General features: G+C 50.8%; 20 protein-coding genes and 1 tRNA gene. 4 read left to right on the top strand and 17 right to left on the bottom strand.

The features are described from left to right. Window positions 1-25: 25 nt before the first annotated feature. The 6 genes from clpX to ispD form a co-directional block, all read right to left on the bottom strand. A complete protein-coding gene (gene clpX, locus AOC32_RS04645) occupies window positions 26-1,390 on the bottom strand; it encodes an ATP-dependent Clp protease ATP-binding subunit ClpX (protein ID WP_108508367.1) in 1,365 nt (454 codons plus the stop codon). Window positions 1,391-1,405: 15 nt separating this feature from the next. Then, complete coding sequence (gene clpP / locus AOC32_RS04640; RefSeq protein WP_407675549.1) at window positions 1,406-2,017, bottom strand: ATP-dependent Clp endopeptidase proteolytic subunit ClpP; 612 nt, start codon at window positions 2,015-2,017, stop codon at window positions 1,406-1,408. A 37-nt stretch (window positions 2,018-2,054) separates the two neighbouring features. Continuing rightward, window positions 2,055-3,386 (bottom strand): trigger factor, encoded by a 1,332-nt coding sequence (gene tig / locus AOC32_RS04635; protein WP_199908526.1) that lies wholly within the window; start codon window positions 3,384-3,386, stop codon window positions 2,055-2,057. A gap of 51 nt (window positions 3,387-3,437) precedes the next feature. Next, window positions 3,438-3,524 (bottom strand) — tRNA-Leu (locus tag AOC32_RS04630). 52 nt (window positions 3,525-3,576) lie between these two features. Then, the gene (gene ispF / locus AOC32_RS04625) at window positions 3,577-4,071 is read right to left on the bottom strand and encodes a 2-C-methyl-D-erythritol 2,4-cyclodiphosphate synthase (protein WP_108508364.1); all 495 of its coding nucleotides are present in this window, start codon (window positions 4,069-4,071) and stop codon (window positions 3,577-3,579) included. A gap of 9 nt (window positions 4,072-4,080) precedes the next feature. Then, a complete protein-coding gene (ispD, locus tag AOC32_RS04620) occupies window positions 4,081-4,836 on the bottom strand; it encodes a 2-C-methyl-D-erythritol 4-phosphate cytidylyltransferase (protein ID WP_108508363.1) in 756 nt (251 codons plus the stop codon). Window positions 4,837-4,882: 46 nt separating this feature from the next. On the opposite strand from ispD, the gene mfd reads away from it, so the two are divergent. Next, entirely contained in the window at window positions 4,883-8,497 is a 3,615-nt protein-coding gene (mfd, locus tag AOC32_RS04615; RefSeq protein ID WP_108508362.1) for a transcription-repair coupling factor, read from the top strand. Between the two features lie 13 nt (window positions 8,498-8,510). Then, window positions 8,511-9,383 carry a phosphoserine phosphatase SerB gene (gene serB / locus AOC32_RS04610; protein WP_234409810.1) on the top strand — a complete coding sequence of 291 codons (873 nt, stop codon included), beginning with the start codon at window positions 8,511-8,513 and terminating at the stop codon, window positions 9,381-9,383. Between the two features lie 3 nt (window positions 9,384-9,386). On the opposite strand, the gene AOC32_RS04605 is transcribed toward serB, so the two are convergent. The 7 genes from AOC32_RS04605 to AOC32_RS04575 form a co-directional block, all read right to left on the bottom strand. Continuing rightward, a complete protein-coding gene (locus AOC32_RS04605; protein WP_108509336.1) occupies window positions 9,387-10,571 on the bottom strand; it encodes an acetyl-CoA C-acyltransferase family protein in 1,185 nt (394 codons plus the stop codon). A gap of 83 nt (window positions 10,572-10,654) precedes the next feature. Beyond that, on the bottom strand, window positions 10,655-12,013 hold the full coding sequence (rimO, locus tag AOC32_RS04600; protein ID WP_108508361.1) for a 30S ribosomal protein S12 methylthiotransferase RimO: 1,359 nt from the start codon (window positions 12,011-12,013) through the stop codon (window positions 10,655-10,657). A 51-nt stretch (window positions 12,014-12,064) separates the two neighbouring features. Further along, window positions 12,065-12,625, bottom strand: coding sequence for a polyhydroxyalkanoate synthesis repressor PhaR (phaR, locus tag AOC32_RS04595; protein WP_108508360.1), 561 nt, complete (start codon window positions 12,623-12,625; stop codon window positions 12,065-12,067). Window positions 12,626-12,669: 44 nt separating this feature from the next. Beyond that, complete coding sequence (locus tag AOC32_RS04590) at window positions 12,670-13,410, bottom strand: 3-ketoacyl-ACP reductase (protein WP_108508359.1); 741 nt, start codon at window positions 13,408-13,410, stop codon at window positions 12,670-12,672. A 29-nt stretch (window positions 13,411-13,439) separates the two neighbouring features. Then, window positions 13,440-15,056, bottom strand: coding sequence for a class I poly(R)-hydroxyalkanoic acid synthase (phaC, locus tag AOC32_RS04585; RefSeq protein ID WP_108508358.1), 1,617 nt, complete (start codon window positions 15,054-15,056; stop codon window positions 13,440-13,442). A 142-nt stretch (window positions 15,057-15,198) separates the two neighbouring features. Then, a complete protein-coding gene (pgeF, locus tag AOC32_RS04580) occupies window positions 15,199-15,990 on the bottom strand; it encodes a peptidoglycan editing factor PgeF (RefSeq protein ID WP_108508357.1) in 792 nt (263 codons plus the stop codon). Beyond that, window positions 15,987-17,021 (bottom strand): RluA family pseudouridine synthase, encoded by a 1,035-nt coding sequence (locus AOC32_RS04575; protein WP_108508356.1) that lies wholly within the window; start codon window positions 17,019-17,021, stop codon window positions 15,987-15,989. The genes pgeF and AOC32_RS04575 overlap by 4 nt, the downstream gene beginning before the upstream one ends. Between AOC32_RS04575 and AOC32_RS04570 the strand changes: the two genes are divergently transcribed. Then, complete coding sequence (locus AOC32_RS04570; protein WP_108508355.1) at window positions 17,015-17,881, top strand: outer membrane protein assembly factor BamD; 867 nt, start codon at window positions 17,015-17,017, stop codon at window positions 17,879-17,881. The two genes, AOC32_RS04575 and AOC32_RS04570, sit on opposite strands and share 7 nt — an antisense overlap. On the opposite strand, the gene alr is transcribed toward AOC32_RS04570, so the two are convergent. Continuing rightward, entirely contained in the window at window positions 17,874-18,959 is a 1,086-nt protein-coding gene (alr, locus tag AOC32_RS04565) for an alanine racemase (RefSeq protein ID WP_108508354.1), read from the bottom strand. The two genes, AOC32_RS04570 and alr, sit on opposite strands and share 8 nt — an antisense overlap. A 48-nt stretch (window positions 18,960-19,007) precedes the next feature. On the opposite strand from alr, the gene lplT reads away from it, so the two are divergent. Then, entirely contained in the window at window positions 19,008-20,327 is a 1,320-nt protein-coding gene (gene lplT, locus AOC32_RS04560; protein ID WP_108508353.1) for a lysophospholipid transporter LplT, read from the top strand. Here lplT and AOC32_RS04555 read toward each other — a convergent pair whose 3' ends face one another. Genes AOC32_RS04555 through tsaB form a run of 3 tightly spaced genes read right to left on the bottom strand, consistent with a single transcriptional unit; the run spans window position 20,328 to window position 22,030 of the window. Then, window positions 20,328-20,828 (bottom strand): DNA polymerase III subunit psi, encoded by a 501-nt coding sequence (locus AOC32_RS04555; protein WP_108508352.1) that lies wholly within the window; start codon window positions 20,826-20,828, stop codon window positions 20,328-20,330. Further along, window positions 20,818-21,345 (bottom strand): ribosomal protein S18-alanine N-acetyltransferase, encoded by a 528-nt coding sequence (gene rimI, locus AOC32_RS04550; protein WP_234409809.1) that lies wholly within the window; start codon window positions 21,343-21,345, stop codon window positions 20,818-20,820. Before rimI ends, AOC32_RS04555 begins: the two co-directional genes overlap by 11 nt. Next, a complete protein-coding gene (gene tsaB, locus AOC32_RS04545; protein ID WP_108508351.1) occupies window positions 21,305-22,030 on the bottom strand; it encodes a tRNA (adenosine(37)-N6)-threonylcarbamoyltransferase complex dimerization subunit type 1 TsaB in 726 nt (241 codons plus the stop codon). The genes rimI and tsaB overlap by 41 nt, the downstream gene beginning before the upstream one ends.

Raw genomic sequence — 22,030 nt, 5'->3', positions numbered from 1 at the left:
TTTCAGGGGGTTTTGTGACAAAGGCCTAAGCCTTTTTGCTCAGGGATGACTCTGCATCATCGCCACCCTGCTTGTACACAATCAAAGGCTTAGCGCCAGATTGCACGGTGCTATCGTCAATCACGACTTTTTGGACATTCTTCATCGATGGAAGTTCGTACATGACATCCATCAGCACGCCTTCGAGGAGGGATCGCAAGCCTCGAGCACCGGTTTTGCGGGCAATCGCCTTCTTTGCGATCGCACTTAAGGCCTCGGGACGAACCTCCAACTCTACGCCCTCCATTCCAAGCAAGGCTTGGTATTGCTTCACTAGTGCATTTTTGGGTTCGGTCAAGATCGCTACTAAAGCGGTTTCATCAAGCTCGGCTAAGGTTGCGAGTACGGGTAAGCGTCCAATCAATTCGGGAATCAAGCCAAACTTGATGAGATCCTCGGGTTCGACTTCTGCTAAGAGTTGTCCAATACCCCGGCTATCTTTAGCAGCAACTTCTGCCCCAAAACCAATCCCGGTCTTTTGGGTCCGCTGCTGAATCACTTTCTCTAAGCCATCAAAGGCGCCGCCACAAATAAAGAGGATGTTGGTGGTATCTACCTGTAAGAAATCTTGATTAGGGTGCTTGCGTCCGCCTTGGGGTGGCACTGAGGCCATCGTGCCTTCAATCAACTTGAGCAGAGCCTGTTGCACACCCTCACCCGAGACATCGCGGGTAATCGATGGATTATCTGACTTACGTGAGATCTTATCGATCTCATCGATATACACAATACCGCGCTCGGCCTTCTCTATGTTGTAGTCGCAGTTTTGTAAGAGCTTCTGAATGATGTTCTCAACATCCTCGCCTACGTATCCGGCTTCGGTCAATGTAGTGGCGTCGGCCATCACAAACGGCACATCTAGCATGCGGGCCAAGGTCTGTGCCAACAAGGTTTTACCGGAGCCAGTAGGGCCAATTAACAGAATATTGCTCTTGGCCAACTCTACACCATCGACCAGTGGCTTGTTATTGCCAGCTTGCGCCGCCGTTTTCTTCGTATCTTTGGGAGCCTCAGCTTTATCGCCCTCTGCTTTTTTCACTTTCGGTGCAGGCAGATGCAATAAGCGTTTGTAATGGTTGTAAACAGCGACCGCTAGTGTTTTCTTGGCGAGATCTTGACCGATTACATATTGATCAAGGTTTAAGCGAATCTCTTGGGGTGATGGTAGTGCATCACCTTTGTTAGCGAGCGGCTCTTTCGCAATTTCTTCTTGAATAATATCGGTGCATAGATCGATGCACTCGTCACAAATAAACACCGATGGCCCGGCAATGAGTTTTTTTACTTCATGCTGGCTTTTGCCACAGAAGGAACAGTACAGCGTTTTATCCGTGGTGGTGGTTTCGCTCATCGCTTCTTCTACGTATTAGCTACCGCGTTGATCAATCACTTTATCAACTAAGCCATAATCACGTGCTTGCTCGGCTGACATGAAATTATCGCGATCGGTATCTTTAGCGATGGTCTCGATCGTTTGGCCTGTGCGTTGCGACAAGATCGTGTTCAAGCGTTCGCGCAAGTACAAGATCTCGCGGGCTTGGATCTCAATATCGGAGGCCTGACCTCGTGCACCACCTAATGGCTGATGAATCATCACGCGCGCATTGGGCAAGGCGTAGCGCTTGCCTTTCTCACCAGCGGCCAGCAAGAAGGCGCCCATGCTGGCAGCCATTCCCATGCACAAGGTACTTACATGCGGCTTAATGAATTGCATGGTGTCGTAGATCGCCAAACCAGCAGAGACCGATCCACCAGGAGAATTGATATAGAGCGAGATCTCCTTATCGGGGTTCTCACTCTCCAGAAATAGTAATTGCGCAATCACCAGGTTGGCGGTTTGATCATTGACCTCACCCACTAGAAACACCACCCGCTCTTTTAATAGACGTGAGTAGATATCGTAGGCACGCTCTCCTCGTCCAGAGGTTTCTACTACCATCGGGACTAAACCAAGGGCTTGGGTTTCAAGTGCGCTCATGCTCATTAACTTTCCAGATTAATCATTGGCTACTAGATTAACTCATTTTGCTGAGCTCTTCGAAACTAACCGATTTATCAGCTACCTTCGCGAGACCGCAAATGTGCTTCACCACGTTCTCCTCGAGCACCACTGCTTCGACCTCCTTGAGGCGGCTTGGATCGCTGTAATACCAGCGCACCACCTCTTTGGGATCCTCATAGGTAGCCGCGGTCTCTTCGATCGAGGCTTTAATTTGATCCGGGGTCGCGCTTAAGTTATGTAGCTTGACCAGATCCGACAGAATCAATCCAAGACGCACGCGCTTATCAGCCTGCTCAGCAAACATTTCGGCAGGAATCGGCGCATCCTTTGCATTGGGGATGCCGCGTTGCATCAGGTCCTGACGCGCGCCCTCTACTAAGCGCTCTTGCTCGCTGGTAATTAGTGATTTGGGCACATCGAGTAGGCATTGCTTAATTAACTCTTCCATGACCTGATTCTTAAGAAGAGCCTCGCTGCGCCGCTTCACCTCACGCTCCATATTGGCCTTAATCTCACTGCGCATCTTCTCGACGCCACCTTCGGTAATCCCAAGGGATTTGGCGAACTCATCGTCAACAGGAGGTAAATGAGGCCAGGCGACATCTTTCATGGTGATCGTGAACTGAGCGGTTTTACCTGCCACTTCTTTACCGTGGTATTCCGCTGGGAAGCTTAAGGGGAAGGTTTTGCTCTCGCCCTTTTTAAGACCTAAGGCTGCGGCCTCAAACTCGGGCAACATCTGACCGGCACCGATTACGAATTTGAAGTCGTCGGCTTTACCGCCTGCAAACTCGACACCATCAATCGTGCCCACAAAATCAAGGGTGACTTGATCATCTTTTTGGGCGCTCGTGTCAGCACCACCATCACCATGCTCGCCTGCCTCACCACGGGAGTGGTAATGCACGCGTTGTTTGCGCAACACATCCAATGCGCGATCGATTTCTGGATCATTGACATCGGTGGTGTAGCGGGTTAACTCGGAGCCACTGAAGTCACCAATCTTCACTTCGGGCAAGACTTCAAAAAAGGCATCAAAGACCACTTCGTCAGCGCCAATATCACTTTTGGGTTCTAAGCGGGGCTGGCTAGCTAATTTGATTCCTTCTTTTTTGCTGACCTCATAAAAGAGTTGCGAGGCTTTGTCATACTGAACCTCGAAATCCACTTGTAGGCCATACTGCTGCTCCACCATTTTCTTGGGCACCTTACCTGGACGAAAGCCAGGCATCTTCATGGATTTACCAATCTTGTTTAAACGTGCTTCGCGTGCTTGGTTCACATCAGCACGATTAAATTGGAGAGTAATTTTGCGGTCTAAGCTACCTAAGTTTTCGATTTGCACTGCAGCCTCTTTAATGAAGGTTAGATGTGAAGACTAAGCCAAGCAGCCGTGTGGTGCGAGGAGGGGGACTCGAACCCCCACACCATTTCTGGCGTCAGGACCTAAACCTGGTGCGTCTACCAATTTCGCCATCCTCGCATTTCAGCGATGCAGACACGAACCGGCTCAGAATTCACGTAAAAGGTAGATTCTACAATGCCTTATAGAGGAGAGCCACGGCGTGGACTGCGATTCCCTCACCTCGACCCAAATGGCCTAAGGATTCATTGGTCTTGGCTTTCAAATTAATGTGGCTATCGGTTACCTTCAGATCGCTCGCAATGTGGCGCACCATCTCCGGAATATACGGGGCTAATTTTGGTTTTTGACAAATGACAGTGGCATCGACATTGCCAACCTGATACCCCACTGCTTGGACTTTTTGCAAGGCTGCTCGCAGTAGCACTCGGCTATCCATGTCTTTGAAGCGCGCATCGTCATCAGGGAACATTTGCCCAATGTCATGTAAACCAGCGGCACCTAAGAGCGCATCGGTAATGGCATGCAGGAGTGCGTCAGCATCCGAATGGCCAAGTAGACCCTTTTCATAGGGAATGGTTACCCCCCCAAGAATCAATTTGCGATCGGGCACGAGAGCATGAATGTCATACCCCTGTCCGATCCGAAATGGAATGCTGGCTGTCATGACAATATTCTACCGACGCTCACCTAATACTAGCTCCATCAACTCCCAATCCGCAGGATGGGTCACCTTAAAGTTCCGGGTGGCGCCCTCGACCAAGAGTGGCTGCCCACCTAAGCGTTCAATCGCGCTCGCTTCATCGGTAATATTAGCCCCAGCTTCAATGGCTTGACTTAATGCATCATGGAGCACTTTGAGAGGAAACATCTGTGGAGTTTGTGCTTGCCACAGACGCGAGCGATCAATCGTGGTTTTGGCGCGCATCGCATCGTGCGTGGTCTCTTTCATCGTATCGGCAACCGGCATCGCTAAGAGACCGCCGGATTGCAATGCCTGATGGTGGCTCTCAGTTTGCTCTTGAGCTTTGACTAAAGTGATGAGTCGAGCAATCAATTCGGGGGTGATTCCTGGACGAGCTGCATCGTGCACCAAAACCCAATCGAGGGGATCCACTCCAAGATCAAGCATCGCTGCAAGCGTATTTAAGACGGTTTGCTGACGAGTGGGGCCGCCTGTTTCCAGGAATTCAAAGCGTTTGACTGGATTGGGGTAGCGTGACTTGAGGTCATGGATCAAAGGATTAGAGCCAGGACTCATGCCGATCCAGACGGAGTTCACCTCAGGGCAAGCAAAGAAGGCATCTAAGGCATAGAGCAACATGGGCTTACCAGCCAAATGCCGAAATTGCTTAGGTTGATCGCCACCCAAGCGCACGCCCATGCCCGCGGAGGGTAATACGGCATGGCAACGCTTATTTACGTTTGCCATCTCAGGGTCAGAGTGGAATACATACCTGATTCTATAATGCTTCCAGATGTCGGATGCTGTCAATCCAGCGGCAGCGCCAAGGCCTGCTGCTTTACTTACACCCCCTATTCCCGTGCTACGGGCGGGGCAGCGCTTTACCTTCGATTCCATTGTTGGCTCTGCTGATGCAGCGCTTCTGGCACAAATGGCGAGCGCCTATCGCGCCCATTACAGCCAATTTGTGGTGCTTTGCGCCAATGCGACCGATGCCCAGCGCTTATTGGAGGAGATTCCGAGCTTTGCGCCGCAATTGCGCATTCGCTTACTGCCAGATTGGGAGATCCTGCCCTACGATCATTTCTCGCCACATCAAGATTTAATCTCCGAGCGCTTGGCGACCCTCCATGAAATGCAAAACGGTACCTGCGATCTGATCCTCATGCCGGTGACCACCGCATTGCAGCGGCTTGCCCCACCCGCATTTTTATCCGCACATACTTTTTTCTTTCGCCAAGGCGAGCGCTTAAATGAAGAGGCGCTGCGTTTGCAATTGCAACAGGCGGGTTACGATCCGGTCAGTGCAGTGATGCGCCCTGGCGAGTACAGCATTCGCGGTGGCTTAATTGATTTGTTCCCGATGGGGTCATCCCTGCCCTATCGCCTCGATCTTTTTGGCGATGAGATTGAGCATATCCGTGCTTTTGATCCAGACACCCAACGTAGTTTGTATCCCGTTAAAGAAATCCGTTTATTGCCCGGTCATGAGTTTCCCTTTGATGAGGCATCACGTACAGCTTTTCGAGGACGCTGGCGGGAATACTTCGAGGGAGACCCAACGCGCTGTTCGATCTACAAGGATGTGAGCACCGGGATTCCGACGGCGGGGATTGAGTCTTACCTGCCGCTGTTTTTTGATGAGACCGCCACCATCTTTGATCACTTTGTGCGCAGCGACCAAGAGGATAGTCGCAGCGACATTTGTCTTGGCTATGTGGGTGATATTGAAACCAGTATCACGCAGTTCTGGAAAGATACCGAGCAACGCTATGCTTTTCTGAAGCACGATCTCGAGCGTCCTGTTCTAAAGCCTCAAGATTTGTTCTTGAGCTTAGAGCAGTTTTATACCATCGCGAAGTCCTATCCGCGTTTCATGCTGCAAGCACAAGTTGCTCTGGCGCAATCCACAGAACCAGTTTTTACTCCATTACCAGATGTGGCTGTGCATCGACGCGATGCTGATCCTTTAAAACGCTTACGGCAGTTAGTTTCTCAAAATGAGTGGCGTATCTTAATTTGTGCAGAGAGTGCGGGACGACTCGAATCCATTCGGCAACTGATTGAGGAGAGTAATTTAGGGTCTTCTGAAGATGCAGCGTTTGCTTTGCATCCACAAAGCGTGAACACCATTGCTGATTTTGTGAAAGGCCATGAGCGCTTTGGGTGTTGCGTATCACCACTCTTTAATGGCTTTGTATGGCAACCCCAGCAATTACTCATTATTACCGAGGCCGAGCTCTTCACGCAAACGGCGCGTCAGCGGCGTGGTAAAGAAACCAGCAATACCGATCCCGATACCCTTTTTAAGGATTTATCCGAGCTCAAGGTCGGCGACCCCGTAGTTCATGTCGAGCATGGCATTGGTCGTTACCAAGGCTTGGTATTACTGAATATGGCCAGTCCCAAAGAAGCGCCCGCCTTCGAGGAATTTTTGCATCTCATCTACGCACACGATGCAACCTTGTATGTGCCAGTCCAGCAACTGCATCAGGTCACGCGCTATGCCGGAGCCGATCCGGATTCAGCGCCCTTGCATCAATTGGGCTCTGGTCAGTGGGATAAAGCCAAACGCAAGGCTGCTCAGCAAATCCGGGATACAGCAGCAGAGCTTCTCAATCTCTATGCCGCACGTGCAATCCGCAAAGGACACGCCTTTGAGTTCTCGGCGCATGACTATGCCGCGTTTGCAGAGAGCTTTGGTTTTGAAGAAACGCCAGATCAGGCCAATGCGATTGCTGCAGTGATTGGCGATATGACCAGCGGCAAGCCGATGGACCGCTTGGTTTGCGGCGATGTGGGTTTTGGTAAAACCGAGGTGGCACTCCGTGCTAGCTTTGTAGCAGTGATGGGTGGTAAACAAGTGGCGATTCTGGCGCCTACCACCCTACTGGCTGAGCAACACGCTGCCACCTGGAAAGATCGTTTTGCCGCCTGGCCAGTTCGGATTGTGGAGCTCTCACGTTTTAAGACTGCTAAAGAGATTAGTGGGGCATTGGCTGCGATTGCTGCTGGTGAGGCTGACATTGTGATTGGTACCCATAAGCTGCTATCCAAAGAGACGCAATTTGCTCGCCTTGGTTTGGTAATTGTTGATGAAGAACATCGCTTTGGTGTGCGTCAGAAAGATGCCTTGAAGGCACTGCGTGCAGAGGTGGATATCCTCACACTCACTGCCACTCCAATACCGCGCACTTTGGGTATGGCGCTCGAGGGCTTACGTGAGTTCTCGGTGATTGCCACTGCTCCGCAGAAACGTTTGGCCATTAAGACCTTTGTGCGACGTGAGAGCGATGGCGTGATTCGGGAAGCGGTCTTGCGCGAGATCAAGCGTGGTGGTCAGGTGTACTTCTTACACAACGAGGTGGAGACCATCCAAAATCGCAAGCAAGCCTTGCAAATGCTCTTACCCGAAGCCCGAATTACCGTGGCACATGGTCAAATGCACGAACGCGAACTCGAGGCTGTAATGCGGGATTTTGTGACCCAGCGCAGCAATGTCTTACTGTGCACCACCATTATTGAGACTGGCATCGACGTACCAACCGCTAATACCATTATCATGCATCGCGCTGATAAGTTTGGCTTGGCGCAACTCCACCAATTGCGCGGTCGCGTAGGTCGCTCGCATCACCAAGCCTATGCCTATCTTTTAGTGCCTGACCCAGATGCCCTAACGAAGCAAGCGCGTTTACGCCTAGATGCGATCGTGGCGATGGAGGAGCTCGGTTCTGGTTTTTATCTTGCTATGCACGATTTAGAGATCCGCGGGGCTGGTGAGGTATTGGGCGATAAGCAATCAGGCGAGATCCATGAAATTGGCTTTCAGCTATATACCGAGATGCTCAATCGCGCAGTCAAGTCCTTACGCAGTGGTAAGGAGCCCGACCTACTCTCACCCATGCAAGCGGTGACCGATGTTAATTTAGGGGCACCCGCTCTCCTGCCTGCGGATTATTGTCCCGATGTGCATGAACGCCTATCGCTCTACAAACGCTTTGCCAGCTGTGAAGCATTTGATGAGTTGAGCCAGTTGCGTGAAGAACTCGTCGATCGCTTTGGCAACTTACCTGATCCCGCCAAAGCCTTTTACGAGACCCATCGCCTACGCCTTGAAATGGTTCTCTACGGCATTCAGAAAATGGATGCGAGTCCAAATGGCATACAGGTAAGTTTTATTGCACACCCCCCATTGGATCCCGTGAAATTGATTCGTTTGGTCCAATCCAATCATCAAGTACAACTCAATGGTCAAGACCGAATTAAATACTTGCCTGCCAAAGGATCCTCGTTTGATCAGCTTGAGCAGCGCATCGAAGCGATTCGCCAGCTCATGAAACTCTTAAGTACCGCTCTGGTGGCCTCGGCACATCCACTACCAAGCCCTGCGCTCTCACCGATCGCTTAGGCATAATTGATTTATGGCGTCTTCATCGTCTAACCCCTTCCCTAGTTTGCAGATCTTAGGATCAAAAGCGGCCGATCCCCAATTGATCTTGGGCTTAGAGCGTGCCATGCAAACCCTGGGGATCGGTTTTCAGCATACTGCTGGGCGATTCTTATTAATGCGCGAGATTGAGGCATTCGAACGCAATGGTCTACGTCAGTATTGCGCAGAGCGTGCTTGCGACCTCGCTATTCTGCCAGCGGGTTTTGATTCCAAGGCATTGAAGGTCTTGGCCATGGACATGGACTCGACCTTAATCAATATTGAGTGCATTGATGAAATCGCTGACTTTACTGGTAAGAAAGCAGCGGTCGCAGAAATTACCTCCGCCACGATGCGTGGAGAGATCCCAAACTTTGCAGAGAGCTTACGTCGCCGTGTTGCCCTGTTAGAGGGTGCGCCCATTACCGCATTGCATTCGGTCTATCAGGAACGCTTGCAACTCAATCCCGGGGCAGAGCTCTTAATCAGTGGTGCACATGAACGTGATATGCACACCCTGCTGGTTTCGGGTGGCTTCACATTCTTTACGGATCGCATGCAAGAACGTCTTGCTTTGTGCGAGACCCACTCCAATCAATTGGAGATCAGAGGTGATCAACTCACTGGTAAGGTCTTAGGTGAGATTGTGGATGGGGCGGCCAAGAATCGGTTTGTGGAAGCCGCATGCGCACGCTTTGATCTTGATAAGTACGCAGCGATTGTGATTGGTGATGGTGCGAATGATCTACTCATGATGGCCGACTGCGGTTTGAGCGTCGCCTATCGCGCCAAGGCGGTTGTTAAAGAAAAAGCCGACGTCGCTTTAGACAACGTCGGCTTAGATGCAGTCCTCGAACTGCTGTAAGGCTTAGAGTCGCTCAAATACCGCGGCAATTCCTTGACCGCCACCAATACACATGGTCACTAAGCAGTATTTACCATTGGTACGATGCAGTTCATAAATCGCTTTAGTAGCAATCGCAGCGCCAGTGCAACCTACTGGGTGACCGAGTGCTACCGCGCCACCGTTGACATTGGTCTTTGCTGGGTCCAAACCTAATCCCTTGGTCACAGCAATCGCCTGAGCAGCAAAGGCTTCATTGGACTCAATGACATCCATTTGGTCTAGGGTCAGTCCTGCGCGTTGCAAAGCAATCTTGGTTGCAGGAATGGGACCTTCGCCCATGATGTGATTGGGCACACCAGCGACTGCATAAGAGACCAAACGCGCAATCGGCTTTTGTCCAGCTTTGGCAGCCACATCAGCCGCTGCCAGGACCATGAAGGCAGCACCGTCGTTCACACCCGATGCATTTCCTGCGGTGACTGTGCCACCCTCTTTTTTGAAGGCGGGCTTCATTTTTCCTAAGGTCTCCATGGTGGTATCCGGTTTGCAATGCTCATCGGTATCAAACACCACGTCACCCTTTCGGGTTTTTAATGTAATCGATACGATTTGGGATTTAAAGCGCCCTTCTTTAATTGCTACTGCAGCACGGCGATGGGATTCAACGGCAAACGCATCCTGATCTTCGCGTGTGATCTTCCATTTTTCAGCCAAGTTCTCAGCGGTGATGCCCATATGACCGACACCAAAGGGATCCGTGAGCACAGCAACCATCAGGTCAATCATCTTGGTATCGCCCATGCGCGCACCATTGCGCATAGCTGTCGCGCCGTACATCGCGCGTGACATTACTTCAACACCACCGCCCACACCATAGTCATAGTCGTTAAGCATGATGCCCTGTGCAGTGGTCACAATCGCTTGCAATCCTGAACTGCACAAACGATTAACTGCCATAGCTACGGAATCCATCGGGAGTCCCGCTTGAATTGCAGCCACGCGTGATACATAGGCGTAGCGTGAGTCGGTTGGCATGGTGTTGCCGACCGTCACATAATTGATCTTGGCAGGATCTGCGCCAGAACGGGCAACTGCTTCTTTCATCACTACGCCAGCCAGTTCCGATGGCTCCATGCCACTGAGACTGCCGCCATAACTACCAATTGCAGAACGTGCTGCACTTAAAACTACGACTTCACGACTCATCATTATTCCCCTCTTTGCAAATTAGCCATTCAACGGATAACTTTAATTATCTCCCCTAGTATTACTCATTCATTACGAATTATCTAGACTTGCACAATCAGATCATGCCCTTGCGTATCAAGGACGGTTGCCTTTACAAACTCTCCAACCCGATAGCGCTTGGAAGGCTTACTGGGTGGCAAAATTTTGACAATCCCGTCAATTTCTGGGGCGTCGGCGGCACTCCGACCGATCCCGCCCTCAGGAGTCACATGATCAACTAATACCCGAATGCGTTGGTCGACTAATCGCCGTAAGCGCCGGCTCGATTGCTCCTCAGCCAGCGCCATGAAGCGGGAGCGCCGCTCTTCGCGAATGGGTTCTGGAACGGGGTTATCGAGTTGATTGGCGGTGGCGCCCTCCACCGGTGAATAGGCAAAACAGCCGGCTCGATCAATTTGCGCCTCTTCCATAAATTGCAATAGGGCTGAAAACTCTTCTTCAGTTTCCCCTGGAAATCCGGCAATAAAGGTGCTGCGGATTACTAAATCAGGACATATTGCCCGCCATGACTGGATTCGATCCAGATTTTTCTCTCCGCTCGCCGGTCGCTTCATGCGCTTGAGCACATCTGGGTGTGCATGCTGAAATGGAATATCAAGATACGGTAAGAGTCCAAATCCCGTATCCTTAAATTGCGCCATGATTGGCAGGATCTGATCGACGTGCGGATATGGGTATACGTAATGCATCCTTACCCAGGCTTGATGCGATATGGCGAGCTCATGAAGGGCAAGTGCTAGGTCGTATAGACGAGTCTTAATCGGTTTACCTTCCCAAAACCCCGTGCGATATTGAATATCCACACCGTAGGCACTCGTGTCTTGCGAAACCACCAAGATCTCTTTCACTCCTGACTCAAAGAGTTTTTGGGCCTCTTGCAATACATCGCCAATCGGGCGTGAGACCAGATCACCTCGCATGCTGGGGATGATGCAAAAGCTACAACGATGATTACAACCCTCCGAGATTTTGAGATAGGCGTAATGTTTCGGTGTTAGTTTGATACCTGCTGGTGGCACGAGATCTAAAAACGGGTCATGCGGTTTGGGCAAATGGGTGTGCACTGCTTGCAAAACTTCCGCGGTTGCGTGTGGTCCGGTTACCGCTAATACTTTGGGATGAATGCTGGTAATGAGATCGCTACCATCGGCATTTTTCTTGGCACCTAGGCAACCGGTCACAATGACCTTGCCGTTTTCGGTGAGGGCTTCACCAATTGCAGAGAGGCTCTCCTCCACTGCAGAGTCAATAAAGCCGCAGGTGTTGACGATCACCAGATCGGCTCCCGCATAGTCTTTTGCGGTCTCGTAGCCTTCGGCACTTAACTGCGTCAAGATCAGCTCAGAATCCACCAATGCTTTTGGGCACCCCAATGAAACAAATCCTACTTTTGCAACCACGAATAATGCCCGATCCTGAAATGATGAAATGAGAGTCTCTAAGCCCTATGCTTAAGAGTTGGAATCCGATGCGTCGGATTTGCCTTTGAATGGAAAGCCAGTGAAGAGTTGGTTTGAACCTTGCATTTGCTCCTGCATTTTTAAGAATAAGTCCTTGCTCTGATCCATGTAGTTGGTCATCAGATTTTGCATAAAGGGATTTTGCAGGTTCATCATTTGGGTCCAGGCTTCTGTGCCACCGCCCGTCATTGACTTGGATTGCTCCGATAACTTTTGCTGCATGTCCATGAAGGATTGCATGGTGCGTTCCAGGTGACTACCCATCAAGCCTTGCATCGAGTGACCATAAAAACGAATCATTTGCTGGAGCATCTGGGTTGTGAAAATAGGCACCCCGCAGGCCTCTTCTTCAAGGATGATCTGCAAGAGAATACTGCGGGTCAGATCTTCGTCGGTTTTGGCATCGAGAACTTTAAAGCTCTCGGAAGCCATCACCAATTGCTTAATATCAGCAAGGGTCACATAGGTACTGGTCTGGGTATCGTAGAGACGCCGATTGGGGTACTTTTTGATTAGGCGCTCATCGCCAGCCCGTCTAGTTCGTGTAGCCATGCTTATTCCCTTGCTCGCTGTTGCAATGCAGAATTTACCCTAGTTTAGCCTGTATGAATACCTCCATTGAGCGAGAAGTCGGCGCCGGTCGAGAAAGCACCATCGTCGGAGGCAATCCATGCACAAATCGAGGCAATCTCATCAGGGGTTCCAAGACGCTTAACCGGAATGGTGCCGATGATCTTCTCAAGCACATCTTCACGGATTGCTTTGACCATATCGGTAGCGATATAGCCTGGGGAGACGGTGTTCACGGTCACCCCTTTGCTGGCCACCTCTTGGGCAAGCGCCATGGTAAAGCCATGCAAGCCTGCCTTGGCAGTGGAATAGTTGGTTTGACCAAACTGGCCCTTCTGACCGTTGACCGAGGAGATATTAATGATCCGGCCCCAGCCGTTATCGATCATGCCATCAATCACTTGCTTGGTGACATTAAAAAGTGAGTTGAGGTTGGTATCGATCACAGCCTTCCAATCCTCAGGGGTCATCTTCCGAAACACGCTATCCCGGGTAATACCGGCGTTGTTTACTAAGACATCAACGCGACCTACCTCAGCTCTCACCTTTTCAAAGGCTGCTTTTGTGCTTTCCCAATCGGATACATTGCCCTCAGAGGCAATGAACTCATAGCCCAAGGCTTTTTGCTCACCAATCCAGCGATCCTTACGAGGCGAGTTTGGGCCGCAGCCAGCGATCACCTTAAAACCACCTTTAGATAAACGTTGACAGATCGCCGTACCGATTCCGCCCATACCGCCTGTTACATATGCAATCCGTTGTGCCATCATCTTCTCCTTGTATTCAGATCAATCGATTAAACCTTTTGCGCCTTTTCTTTGACGTAGGTGCCAGGTGCTGCAACTAATTTTTTGTACTTCCCATGCCCATAATTTTTCGGTGACGGAATTTGCTTACCGCCGTATTGAGCGAGCCACTTGGTAAAGTCGGGCCACCAACTACCCGGCTCTTCTTTGGCACCTTTGAGCCAAGCATCCGCAGTTTTTGGTAAATCAGGATTGGTCCAGTAATTGCGTTTTTTCTTATGCGGTGGGTTGATTACACCCGCAATGTGTCCAGAGGCCCCCATCACAAACCGAATCGGGCCCTTCAGGATTTGGGTGCTCTGATAACCGGAGTGCCACGGCACAATATGATCGTCGCGTGATGCGTAGATGTAAGCAGGAACCTTGATCTTGCTTAGATCAATCTTCTCACCACAGACCTTCAACTTGCCCGGTTTTGCTAAATCATTTTGCAAGTAGGTATGACGTAGATACCAGCAATACATGGGGCCAGGCAAATTGGTGGAATCGCCGTTCCAGTAGAGCAAATCAAATGGCGGTGGCGAGTTACCTTTGAGGTAGTTATCCACCACATAGTTCCACACCAATTCATTGGGCCGCAAGAAGGAGAAGGTATTCGCTAACTCCAAACCAGATAAGAGGCCATAGCGCCCTTCAGCACCGCCGATGGATTTCTCACGCAGGTTCACTAAGGACTCATCAATAAAGACATCGAGGATGCCCGTGTCCGTGAAATCCAATAAGGTGGTGAGCAGTGTCAGGCTTTCGATGGGATCCTGTTTGCGTGCTGCGAGCACTGCGAGTGCGGTGCTCACTAAGGTGCCGCCCACACAGAAACCCAAGATATTGATCTTGTCTTGTTGACTGATTTCCTGTGTAACCCGAATCGCTTCGAGCACTCCAGTGCCCACATAGTCTTCCCAGGTGATGCGATTCATGCTGGCATCGGGATTTTTCCAGGAGACCAAAAACACCGTATGCCCTTGGCTCACCATATAACGCACCACGGAGTTATCGGGTTGCAAATCCAGAATGTAGTATTTATTAATACATGGGGGAACCATTAAGAATGGTCGTTCATAAACCTGGTCGGTCAGTGGCTTGTACTGAATCAATTCAAATAGTGCGTTCCGAAATACCACCGCGCCTTCGGTCTGTGCCAAATTTTTACCGACCTCAAAGCCACTCTCATCGGTTTGGCTCACTTTTCCTTTACCAAGATCGCCCAATAAATTGAGGATGCCTTTTTGAATCGATTGACCTTGGGTCTTGAGGATGGTCTCCAATGCCTCTGGGTTGGTGGCCAAGAAGTTTGAGGGCGATAAAGCATCAATCATTTGATTGGTCGCAAACTCAATGCGCTGTCGGGTTTTGGTATCGGTCTGCACAGCTTGCACGAGCTCATTGAGATAACGTGCATTCAATAGGTAGGTGGAGACTAGTGCTTTGCTCCAAGGGTTTTGCCAAGCCTCGCCCATAAAGCGTCGGTCTTTGAATTCCAATGCGTTGGGATCTTTACCTAATTTACCGAGGTCTTCGAGATACTTCGTTTGAATTTCAGAGAGCTTATCCGGGGGAATCATGGCCATGTATTGCGGGGCCAAGCTTGGTGAATTACCCAAATTCATAATGATGGTGATCTTCTTAAAAGTGTCAATCAAACTAAACAGTACGACTCTATTCTCAGGTGATTATGACGCTAGGGTTATAAGCACTAACCCTAGCATTTATCAGGATTGCTGGGCAAGGATGCGGCAATGGCCCTGATTACTAGGGCTTGGGATTGAACCAAATCAAGCTGGCAAAGCGTCCTGTGGGGGTTTCGCGGCGGTAGGAGTAAAAACGCTCAGGGTCACTGAAGGTACATAAATCACCGCCATAAACCGCGCCAATACCCAAGGCCTGTAGTCGGGATTTGGCAATTCGTGGCAGATCGGCCCAGTACTTCTCTGAACTGGATGCACGATTGGGAATAAAACACGCATCATCGAGTGAATAATTAAATTGCGCTGCTGACTCCATAAAAGCAGTACGCACTTCGGCGCCCACTTCGTAATGTGCGACCGAGATGCTTGGACCAATCCATGCAAGTACATCAGATGCGGTGCTTGAGGACTCCTGAAGAAGTTTGGCTACGGTATTTTCCAGAACACCGGCACACAGTCCGCGCCAACCGGCATGCGCGGCAGCGACTGCTGTTCCTGCTCGATTCGTGAAGAGCACTGGCATGCAATCGGCTGCCAAGATGCTCAACACAGTTTGCGGATCGGTCGTCATACTCGCGTCCGCCTCAATGATGGAGTCACCCATCCCCTCGTGAACACCTTTTACTTGAACTACATCGGTGCCGTGTACTTGCTTAATCCAAAACGGTGCTTGCGGTAATAAGGCGTTGAGCAAGGCCCGATTTTGTTGCACGGTTTGCAGATCCTCACCAGCAAATGCGCCTAGATTGAATTGATCATATGGTGCTTGACTAAAGCCACCTTGCCGGGTGGTTGTAAAGGCATGCACATTAGTAGGTGCCGGCCAATCGGGTCTCAGAATACGAAGCGGGCTCATGAGGAAGAATCATCAAATGGTTTGGGAAGATCTGCGGCATCCATGTGCACTTGCGCATGCAGTTCTAAGAGATCATTTGGAATGGGAGCAAACCATCGCATCGGTTCGTGTGTGCTTGGATGCACAAACTCCAACGCAAACGCATGGAGGGCTTGGCGCTTTAAGAACAACTGGCTCGCAGCCGCTGGGATTCGTTTGCGATACACCGGGTCACCTAATAATGGATACGACAAGGACTCAAGATGAACGCGAATTTGATGGGTTCGACCGGTCTCCAAGCGACACTCCAATAATGAGACCTTACTTTGTTGGTAGGCGCCCAGCGCTAAGCGTTTGTAATGGGTGCGTGCGGCTTTGGCGTTTGCCACTCTGGAATCTGGTGGAACTACCGCGATTTTCAATCGATCACGTGGGTCGCGTGCCAAGGCGGCATTGATCGTTCCGTGCAATGGAGTATCGCCCCACACCCAAGCCAGATAGCGCCGCTCAACTAAATGATCTTGTAAAAGTCGCACTAAGGCGGTTTGGGCCAATGCCGTACGAGCCACGACAAAGAGTCCTGAGGTGTCCTTATCGAGTCGATGCACAATCCCAGCACGAGGCAACTGGGCGAGCTCGGGGTAATGAAACAGAAGACCATTGAGTACCGTTCCAGTCCAATTGCCAGCCGCCGGATGCATCACCATCCCAGCCGCTTTATTAAAGACCAAGAGATGATCATCTTCATAGATGCAATTGAGGGGAATATCTTCTGGCTCAAATGCATGTTGCTCCGACATCTCTTGTGGAAAGACCCGAATCGCCTCACCGCCTCGCAGAATCTGGCGTGATTTGACAACCTTGCCATCGACCAGAACCGCCCCTTGATTGGCCCATGCCTGTATCCGATTACGCGAGTAGTCGGTTAAAAAATGGGCTAAGACTTTATCTAAACGCTCTCCCGCCCATGCATCTGGGATCTCAAGCGCAATGAAATCCTCATCATCGATATAATCAGAGGGATTCGGATCAGGAGTTTGCGGCAATGCCACGCTGGAAGGACCTTATTGTGTTATCAATTCCCCCTTTGGGGCACCATCGTGCTAGTTTAAGGCTTGTTCTTCTTGCTTCGCTAGTTTCTTCTGCACTGCTTCTCACCTCATGCGCCAATACCAGTACCGATGAAACCTTGGGCTGGTCCGAGGCTAGGCTATATACCGAGGCGCGCGACAAGATGAATGAGAATGATTTTGATAAGTGCGGTCAGTACTTTGAGAAACTCGAGGCGCGCTTTCCATTTGGCCCTTACTCCCAACAAGCTCAGATTAATTCCGCGTATTGCTTTTGGAAAGCCCAGGAGCCTGCGCAAGCAATGGTGCAAATCGATCGCTTCATTAAGTTGCACCAAGGTAGTCCCAATTTAGATTACGCGTATTACCTCAAAGGCCTCATCACCTTTAATGACGATTTAGGGTTTATGGGAAAGTTCACGGGGCAAGACCTGAGTGAACGCGATCCCAAGGCGGCCAAAGAGGCCTTTGAATCCTTCAAGGTGGTGGTTGAGCGTTTCCCTAACAGTAAATATGCCCCGGACTCACTCGATCGCATGCGTTACATCGTCAACTCTTTAGCAGAGGCTGACGTGATTGTGGCGCGCTATTACTACGAGCGCGGCGCATACTTAGCCGCTGCCAACCGTGCGCAGCTCGTAATTCGGGATTACGATCGTGCACCGGCGGTTGAGGAGGCGCTCTACATTTTGGCTCAGTCTTATCAGGCCTTAGGCATGTTTGACCTGAGTTCCGATACGATGCGGGTCTTTAAGCTCAACTTTCCAGATAGCCAAATCTTTAAGACCGGCAAGCGCGTTCAGAAAGAGCGCAGGTGGTGGCAGTTCTGGGTCACTAAATAACTTCGAGTGGTACTCGGGGTGCAATCGCGCACACCAGTTCGTAGCCAATTGTTTGGGCATGTACTGCCACATCGTCAACGGGTAAGTTTTTACCCCACAGCTCTACTTTGCTACCGACGGTTGCCCACGGCGCATGCGTGAGATCAATCGTCAACATATCCATGGAGACCTGTCCTGCAATCGGGCAAATTCGGGATTGGCTGGGATCATCCCCATAAACCCAGACCGGGGTGCCGTCTTTTGCATGACGGGGATAGCCATCCGCATAGCCACAAGCAATCACACCAATTCGCATCCGTCCAGTCGCCCGATATCGGGATCCATAACCCACGGCGTCGCCTGGCTCTAGATCTTGAATCGCAATGATGGAGCTTGACAGGGTCATCACCGCTTGCAAATTAGCATGGGCAATATCCGCAAACTGACCCGATGGAGAAATACCATGCAACATAATTCCGGGGCGAACCCAATCACCTAAGGCATTGCGATGCCATAAGACCGCTGCCGAATTAGCCAGCGAGGTCTCACCCACCAATCCATCAATCGTCTTAGTAAAGCACTCCATTTGAGCGCCGACTGACGGCTCGCGATCGATGTAGTCGGCATTTGCAAAGTGCGTCATGTGGTTCATGCGGTGCCCTGCGGCATGAAGCCGATGGTAGGCCAATCGATACGCCTCTGGACGAAATCCAAGGCGATTCATCCCAGAGTTGAGTTTGAGGAAGATGGTGATGGGATGGACCTGCCTCTCAAGCCAAGTCACTTGATTAGCGCTATGGACCACCACATCGCAGTCCAACTCAATCACTGACGGAATATCACTTTCTTGGAAAAGGCCTTCAAGCAGCAAGATGCGCTTAGTCCAACCTTGAGCCCGCAACCAGCGTGCATCATCGAGATCCAAGACGGCAAAGCCATCGGTCTGCGAGAGTCCTGCCAACGCCGCCCTTAGGCTATGGCCATAGGCACGGGCTTTAACCACAGACCATATGCGAGAATTACCGGCGAGTTCTCTGACCCGTCGTAAATTGTGGCCTAATGCAGCAGTGTTAATCGTAGCCAGAATCGGGCGCTCCAGAAATCTCCCCTTTCATGCTCTAATCTAGTAAATGAAGCAATTGTACGAATGAAACCAGGTTTTTACACCATTATGGCGGCGCAATTTTTTTCGTCGCTCGCCGATAACGCCCTGCTAATTGCGGCCATTGCCCTCTTAGCCCAGCTCGCTGCCCCGGCGTGGATGACCCCGCTTCTCAAACTTTTCTTTGTACTCTCCTATGTATTGTTGGCGGCCTTTGTTGCGGCCTTTGCTGATTCCAGGCCCAAAGGTCAGGTGATGTTCATCACCAACACCATCAAAATTGTTGGATGTGCCGCCATGCTCTTGGGAGCTCATCCGTTAGCCTCTTACGCCATTGTGGGTCTTGGTGCTGCTGCTTACTCACCGGCGAAGTATGGCATTTTGACCGAACTACTCCCCCCTGAAAAACTGGTTGCCGCCAATGGCTGGATCGAAGGCTTAACCGTGGGTTCCATCATTGCAGGCACCGTGTTGGGTGGTGTTCTGATTAGCAGCAAGGTCTCGGCCTATCTCATGGGTTTTGATTTACCACTGATTAATACCGGCGTTGATAGCCCCGCTGAATCCGCGATCTCGATCATTATGTTTATTTACCTGATCGCTGCCCTCTTTAATTTAAAGATTCCGGATACGGGAGCCCGCTACCCTGAGCAGCGCCTAGACCCCATTCAGTTGACCAAGGATTTCTTTGTGGGTTTTCATATTCTGTGGCGCGATCGCTTGGGCCAAATCTCCTTGGCAGTCACCACCTTATTTTGGGGCGCAGGCGCAACCTTGCAGTTCATTGTGCTGAAGTGGGCTGAGACCGCTCTTAATATGAACCTCTCGCAGGGGGCTATTTTGCAAGCAGTTTCTGCCATTGGTGTCGCCGGGGGTGCGGTTTGGGCAGCCTCACGTATTCCATTAAAGTCTGCTTTAAATGTTCTGCCATATGGCGTCGTGATGGGCTTACTGGTCTGCATCATGGCCATCTACCATATTGAATACATTCCATCGATCGTGCTCTTTAAGATTGGTGTTTTAGAGGTTAACTTTAATCTCCTGCCTGCCTATATCCTACTGATCACCGTAGGCTGGTTAGCGGGTTACTTTGTTGTTCCAATGAATGCCCTCTTACAACACCGTGGCCATGTTTTACTCTCTGCAGGCCACTCCATTGCTGTTCAGAACTTCAATGAGAACCTCTCGGTTCTGATGATGCTCATGCTCTATGCGTTGCTGATTTGGTTAGATGTTCCAGTTCCCATCGTCATTACTGGTTTTGGTTTAGGTGTTGCCCTCACCATGTGGCTAGTGATTAAGAAGCATCAAGCCAACCAGGCCGAGTATGACTCGCTGCATCTGATTGGTGAAGCCAAACACTAATTAAAGCGATTGCAATACGGAGCGAGCCAGCAATAGGTCTTGCCACAGCAATGCTTTATCTTTTGGTCGATTAAGGCAGTGCGCCAGATCAAAGCTTGCAATCAAGGGGATATCTTGACCGGCAATCTCAAGCACCACATCGCGCAACTGCGTCAGTGGCTCCTGCTCACCACTTAAGGCCTGCGCTGCTGGCTCACCAAAGGCAAAGGCCACGCATGGCAACTGCGTATTCGGTGCTTGCGTATCGCTTAGTGAGCGCCACTCCCATTCATTGGGTAAAAGCCCGAGGGCCAAAATGATGTTCTGGAATAAGCGCTCTTGATCACCACCGGGTGCCTGACCATAAAACAGCCAATACACCTTTGGCTCTTGGTTGGAGATGGCTTGATGAGGCTCTACACTTGGAGTGATGCTGGGCGCACAGTCTTGCGCAGCAGAACGCAAGGACCACTCCGTAATACCCATCTCTTTCAAGTAGCGAGAGTGATCGTCAATGTTCATAAGGTTTTGCAGGGCAATCGATGGTTTTGGTCATCACAATCGCGTCTTCTCGCGCGCCAGAGGAAGATTCTACTGGGTAATAGGCTTTGCGCCGCGCCAACTCCTCATACCCTGCCTTCTCATAGAGTGCGATTGCCGCACGATTACTCGGACGCACCTCAAGCAGAATTCGCGGGATCGATAAATTAGATGCAATCGCTTGGATAGCCCTCATGAGGCGCAGCCCCACGCCCTGTTTGCGCAGATCCGTATCCACCGTAATATTGAGAAGGTGTAGGTCATCGACCGCGGGTAGCAAGATGCAATAGGCCCAAATGCGCTTGTCGGGATCGTCTACCTCCCGCAGGCAATATGCCCAATGGCCCGCTTCGATTGAATCGTTAAAGTTTTTGCGCGACCATGGGTGCTGATGCGAAAACGCCTCAATTGCCATGACCGCATCCAGATCGGATTCGGTCATCAGCTCCAAAACCAGCTCAGCCAAGCAAATGACCGGTTGGGGTGCGGCTTGCTGCATCGTGACGTTCTTGGGTAGTAAGAGCAACTTTATTGCGAATATAGAGGGGCTCAAGCTGCTCAACCGGAATCGTTTGGCCCGCTTGATAACGCTCTTGCGCGAGATCCAAGATGCCGAGCGCGTTGGGTACTAGCTGCAAATCCATCCGTCGACCCACAAAATGGTCTTTGAAATCATCGGCATACTCGGCAAGGGCGTTCCCAGCAATCAGATCCTGATGATTATCCTCAATATCCTCTGGAGCGGTCAGCTGGATTGGGCTAATCGACTTAAGCTCATAGTTATCGTATTGATATCGGGCCCAATACACTTCACCCATACGGGCATCAAGAGCAATGGTGAATGTCGTGTTTTGAGGCATTTGATGGTGTTGCGCAAATTGCGATGCCATCGCATCGAGACTGGTCACCGGGATCACTGGCAATTGCGAGCCTACAGATAGTCCTTGGGCAACCGCAACTGAGAGGCGCACCCCAGTAAACGCTCCTGGACCCACGCCCACCGCGAGCGCATCCAGATCGGAGAAACGTGCACCACACTGCTGCAGAAGATTACCGCACCAAGGTAAGAGATGTTGACTGGCTTTTGAGCCGAGCAGCTCATGCCGATGCACAATCGGCTTGTCATCAAAACATAAGGCCACCGAACACCACGAGGTCGAAGTGTCGATGGCCAAGATGCGCAT

This window comes from Polynucleobacter acidiphobus, from assembly GCF_003065385.1.
Taxonomy (GTDB): domain Bacteria; phylum Pseudomonadota; class Gammaproteobacteria; order Burkholderiales; family Burkholderiaceae; genus Polynucleobacter; species Polynucleobacter acidiphobus.
Note: the sequence above shows the minus strand (reverse complement) of the source record. Positions and strands in the feature narration are given on the sequence as shown.

Excerpts from the sequence above, each read along its gene's own strand:
- clpX (WP_108508367.1), bottom strand. The coding sequence starts at position 1,390 with ATGAGCGAAACCACCACCACGGATAAAACGCTGTACTGTTCCTTCTGT.
- clpP (WP_407675549.1), bottom strand. The coding sequence starts at position 2,017 with ATGAGCGCACTTGAAACCCAAGCCCTTGGTTTAGTCCCGATGGTAGTA.
- ispF (WP_108508364.1), bottom strand. The coding sequence starts at position 4,071 with ATGACAGCCAGCATTCCATTTCGGATCGGACAGGGGTATGACATTCAT.
- ispD (WP_108508363.1), bottom strand. The coding sequence starts at position 4,836 with ATGGCAAACGTAAATAAGCGTTGCCATGCCGTATTACCCTCCGCGGGC.
- mfd (WP_108508362.1), top strand. The coding sequence starts at position 4,883 with ATGTCGGATGCTGTCAATCCAGCGGCAGCGCCAAGGCCTGCTGCTTTA.
- serB (WP_234409810.1), top strand. The coding sequence starts at position 8,511 with ATGGCGTCTTCATCGTCTAACCCCTTCCCTAGTTTGCAGATCTTAGGA.
- AOC32_RS04605 (WP_108509336.1), bottom strand. The coding sequence starts at position 10,571 with ATGAGTCGTGAAGTCGTAGTTTTAAGTGCAGCACGTTCTGCAATTGGT.
- phaR (WP_108508360.1), bottom strand. The coding sequence starts at position 12,625 with ATGGCTACACGAACTAGACGGGCTGGCGATGAGCGCCTAATCAAAAAG.
- AOC32_RS04590 (WP_108508359.1), bottom strand. The coding sequence starts at position 13,410 with ATGGCACAACGGATTGCATATGTAACAGGCGGTATGGGCGGAATCGGT.
- phaC (WP_108508358.1), bottom strand. The coding sequence starts at position 15,056 with ATGAATTTGGGTAATTCACCAAGCTTGGCCCCGCAATACATGGCCATG.
- pgeF (WP_108508357.1), bottom strand. The coding sequence starts at position 15,990 with ATGAGCCCGCTTCGTATTCTGAGACCCGATTGGCCGGCACCTACTAAT.
- AOC32_RS04570 (WP_108508355.1), top strand. The coding sequence starts at position 17,015 with ATGCCACGCTGGAAGGACCTTATTGTGTTATCAATTCCCCCTTTGGGG.
- lplT (WP_108508353.1), top strand. The coding sequence starts at position 19,008 with ATGAAACCAGGTTTTTACACCATTATGGCGGCGCAATTTTTTTCGTCG.
- AOC32_RS04555 (WP_108508352.1), bottom strand. The coding sequence starts at position 20,828 with ATGAACATTGACGATCACTCTCGCTACTTGAAAGAGATGGGTATTACG.
- rimI (WP_234409809.1), bottom strand. The coding sequence starts at position 21,345 with ATGCAGCAAGCCGCACCCCAACCGGTCATTTGCTTGGCTGAGCTGGTT.
- tsaB (WP_108508351.1), bottom strand. The coding sequence starts at position 22,030 with ATGCGCATCTTGGCCATCGACACTTCGACCTCGTGGTGTTCGGTGGCC.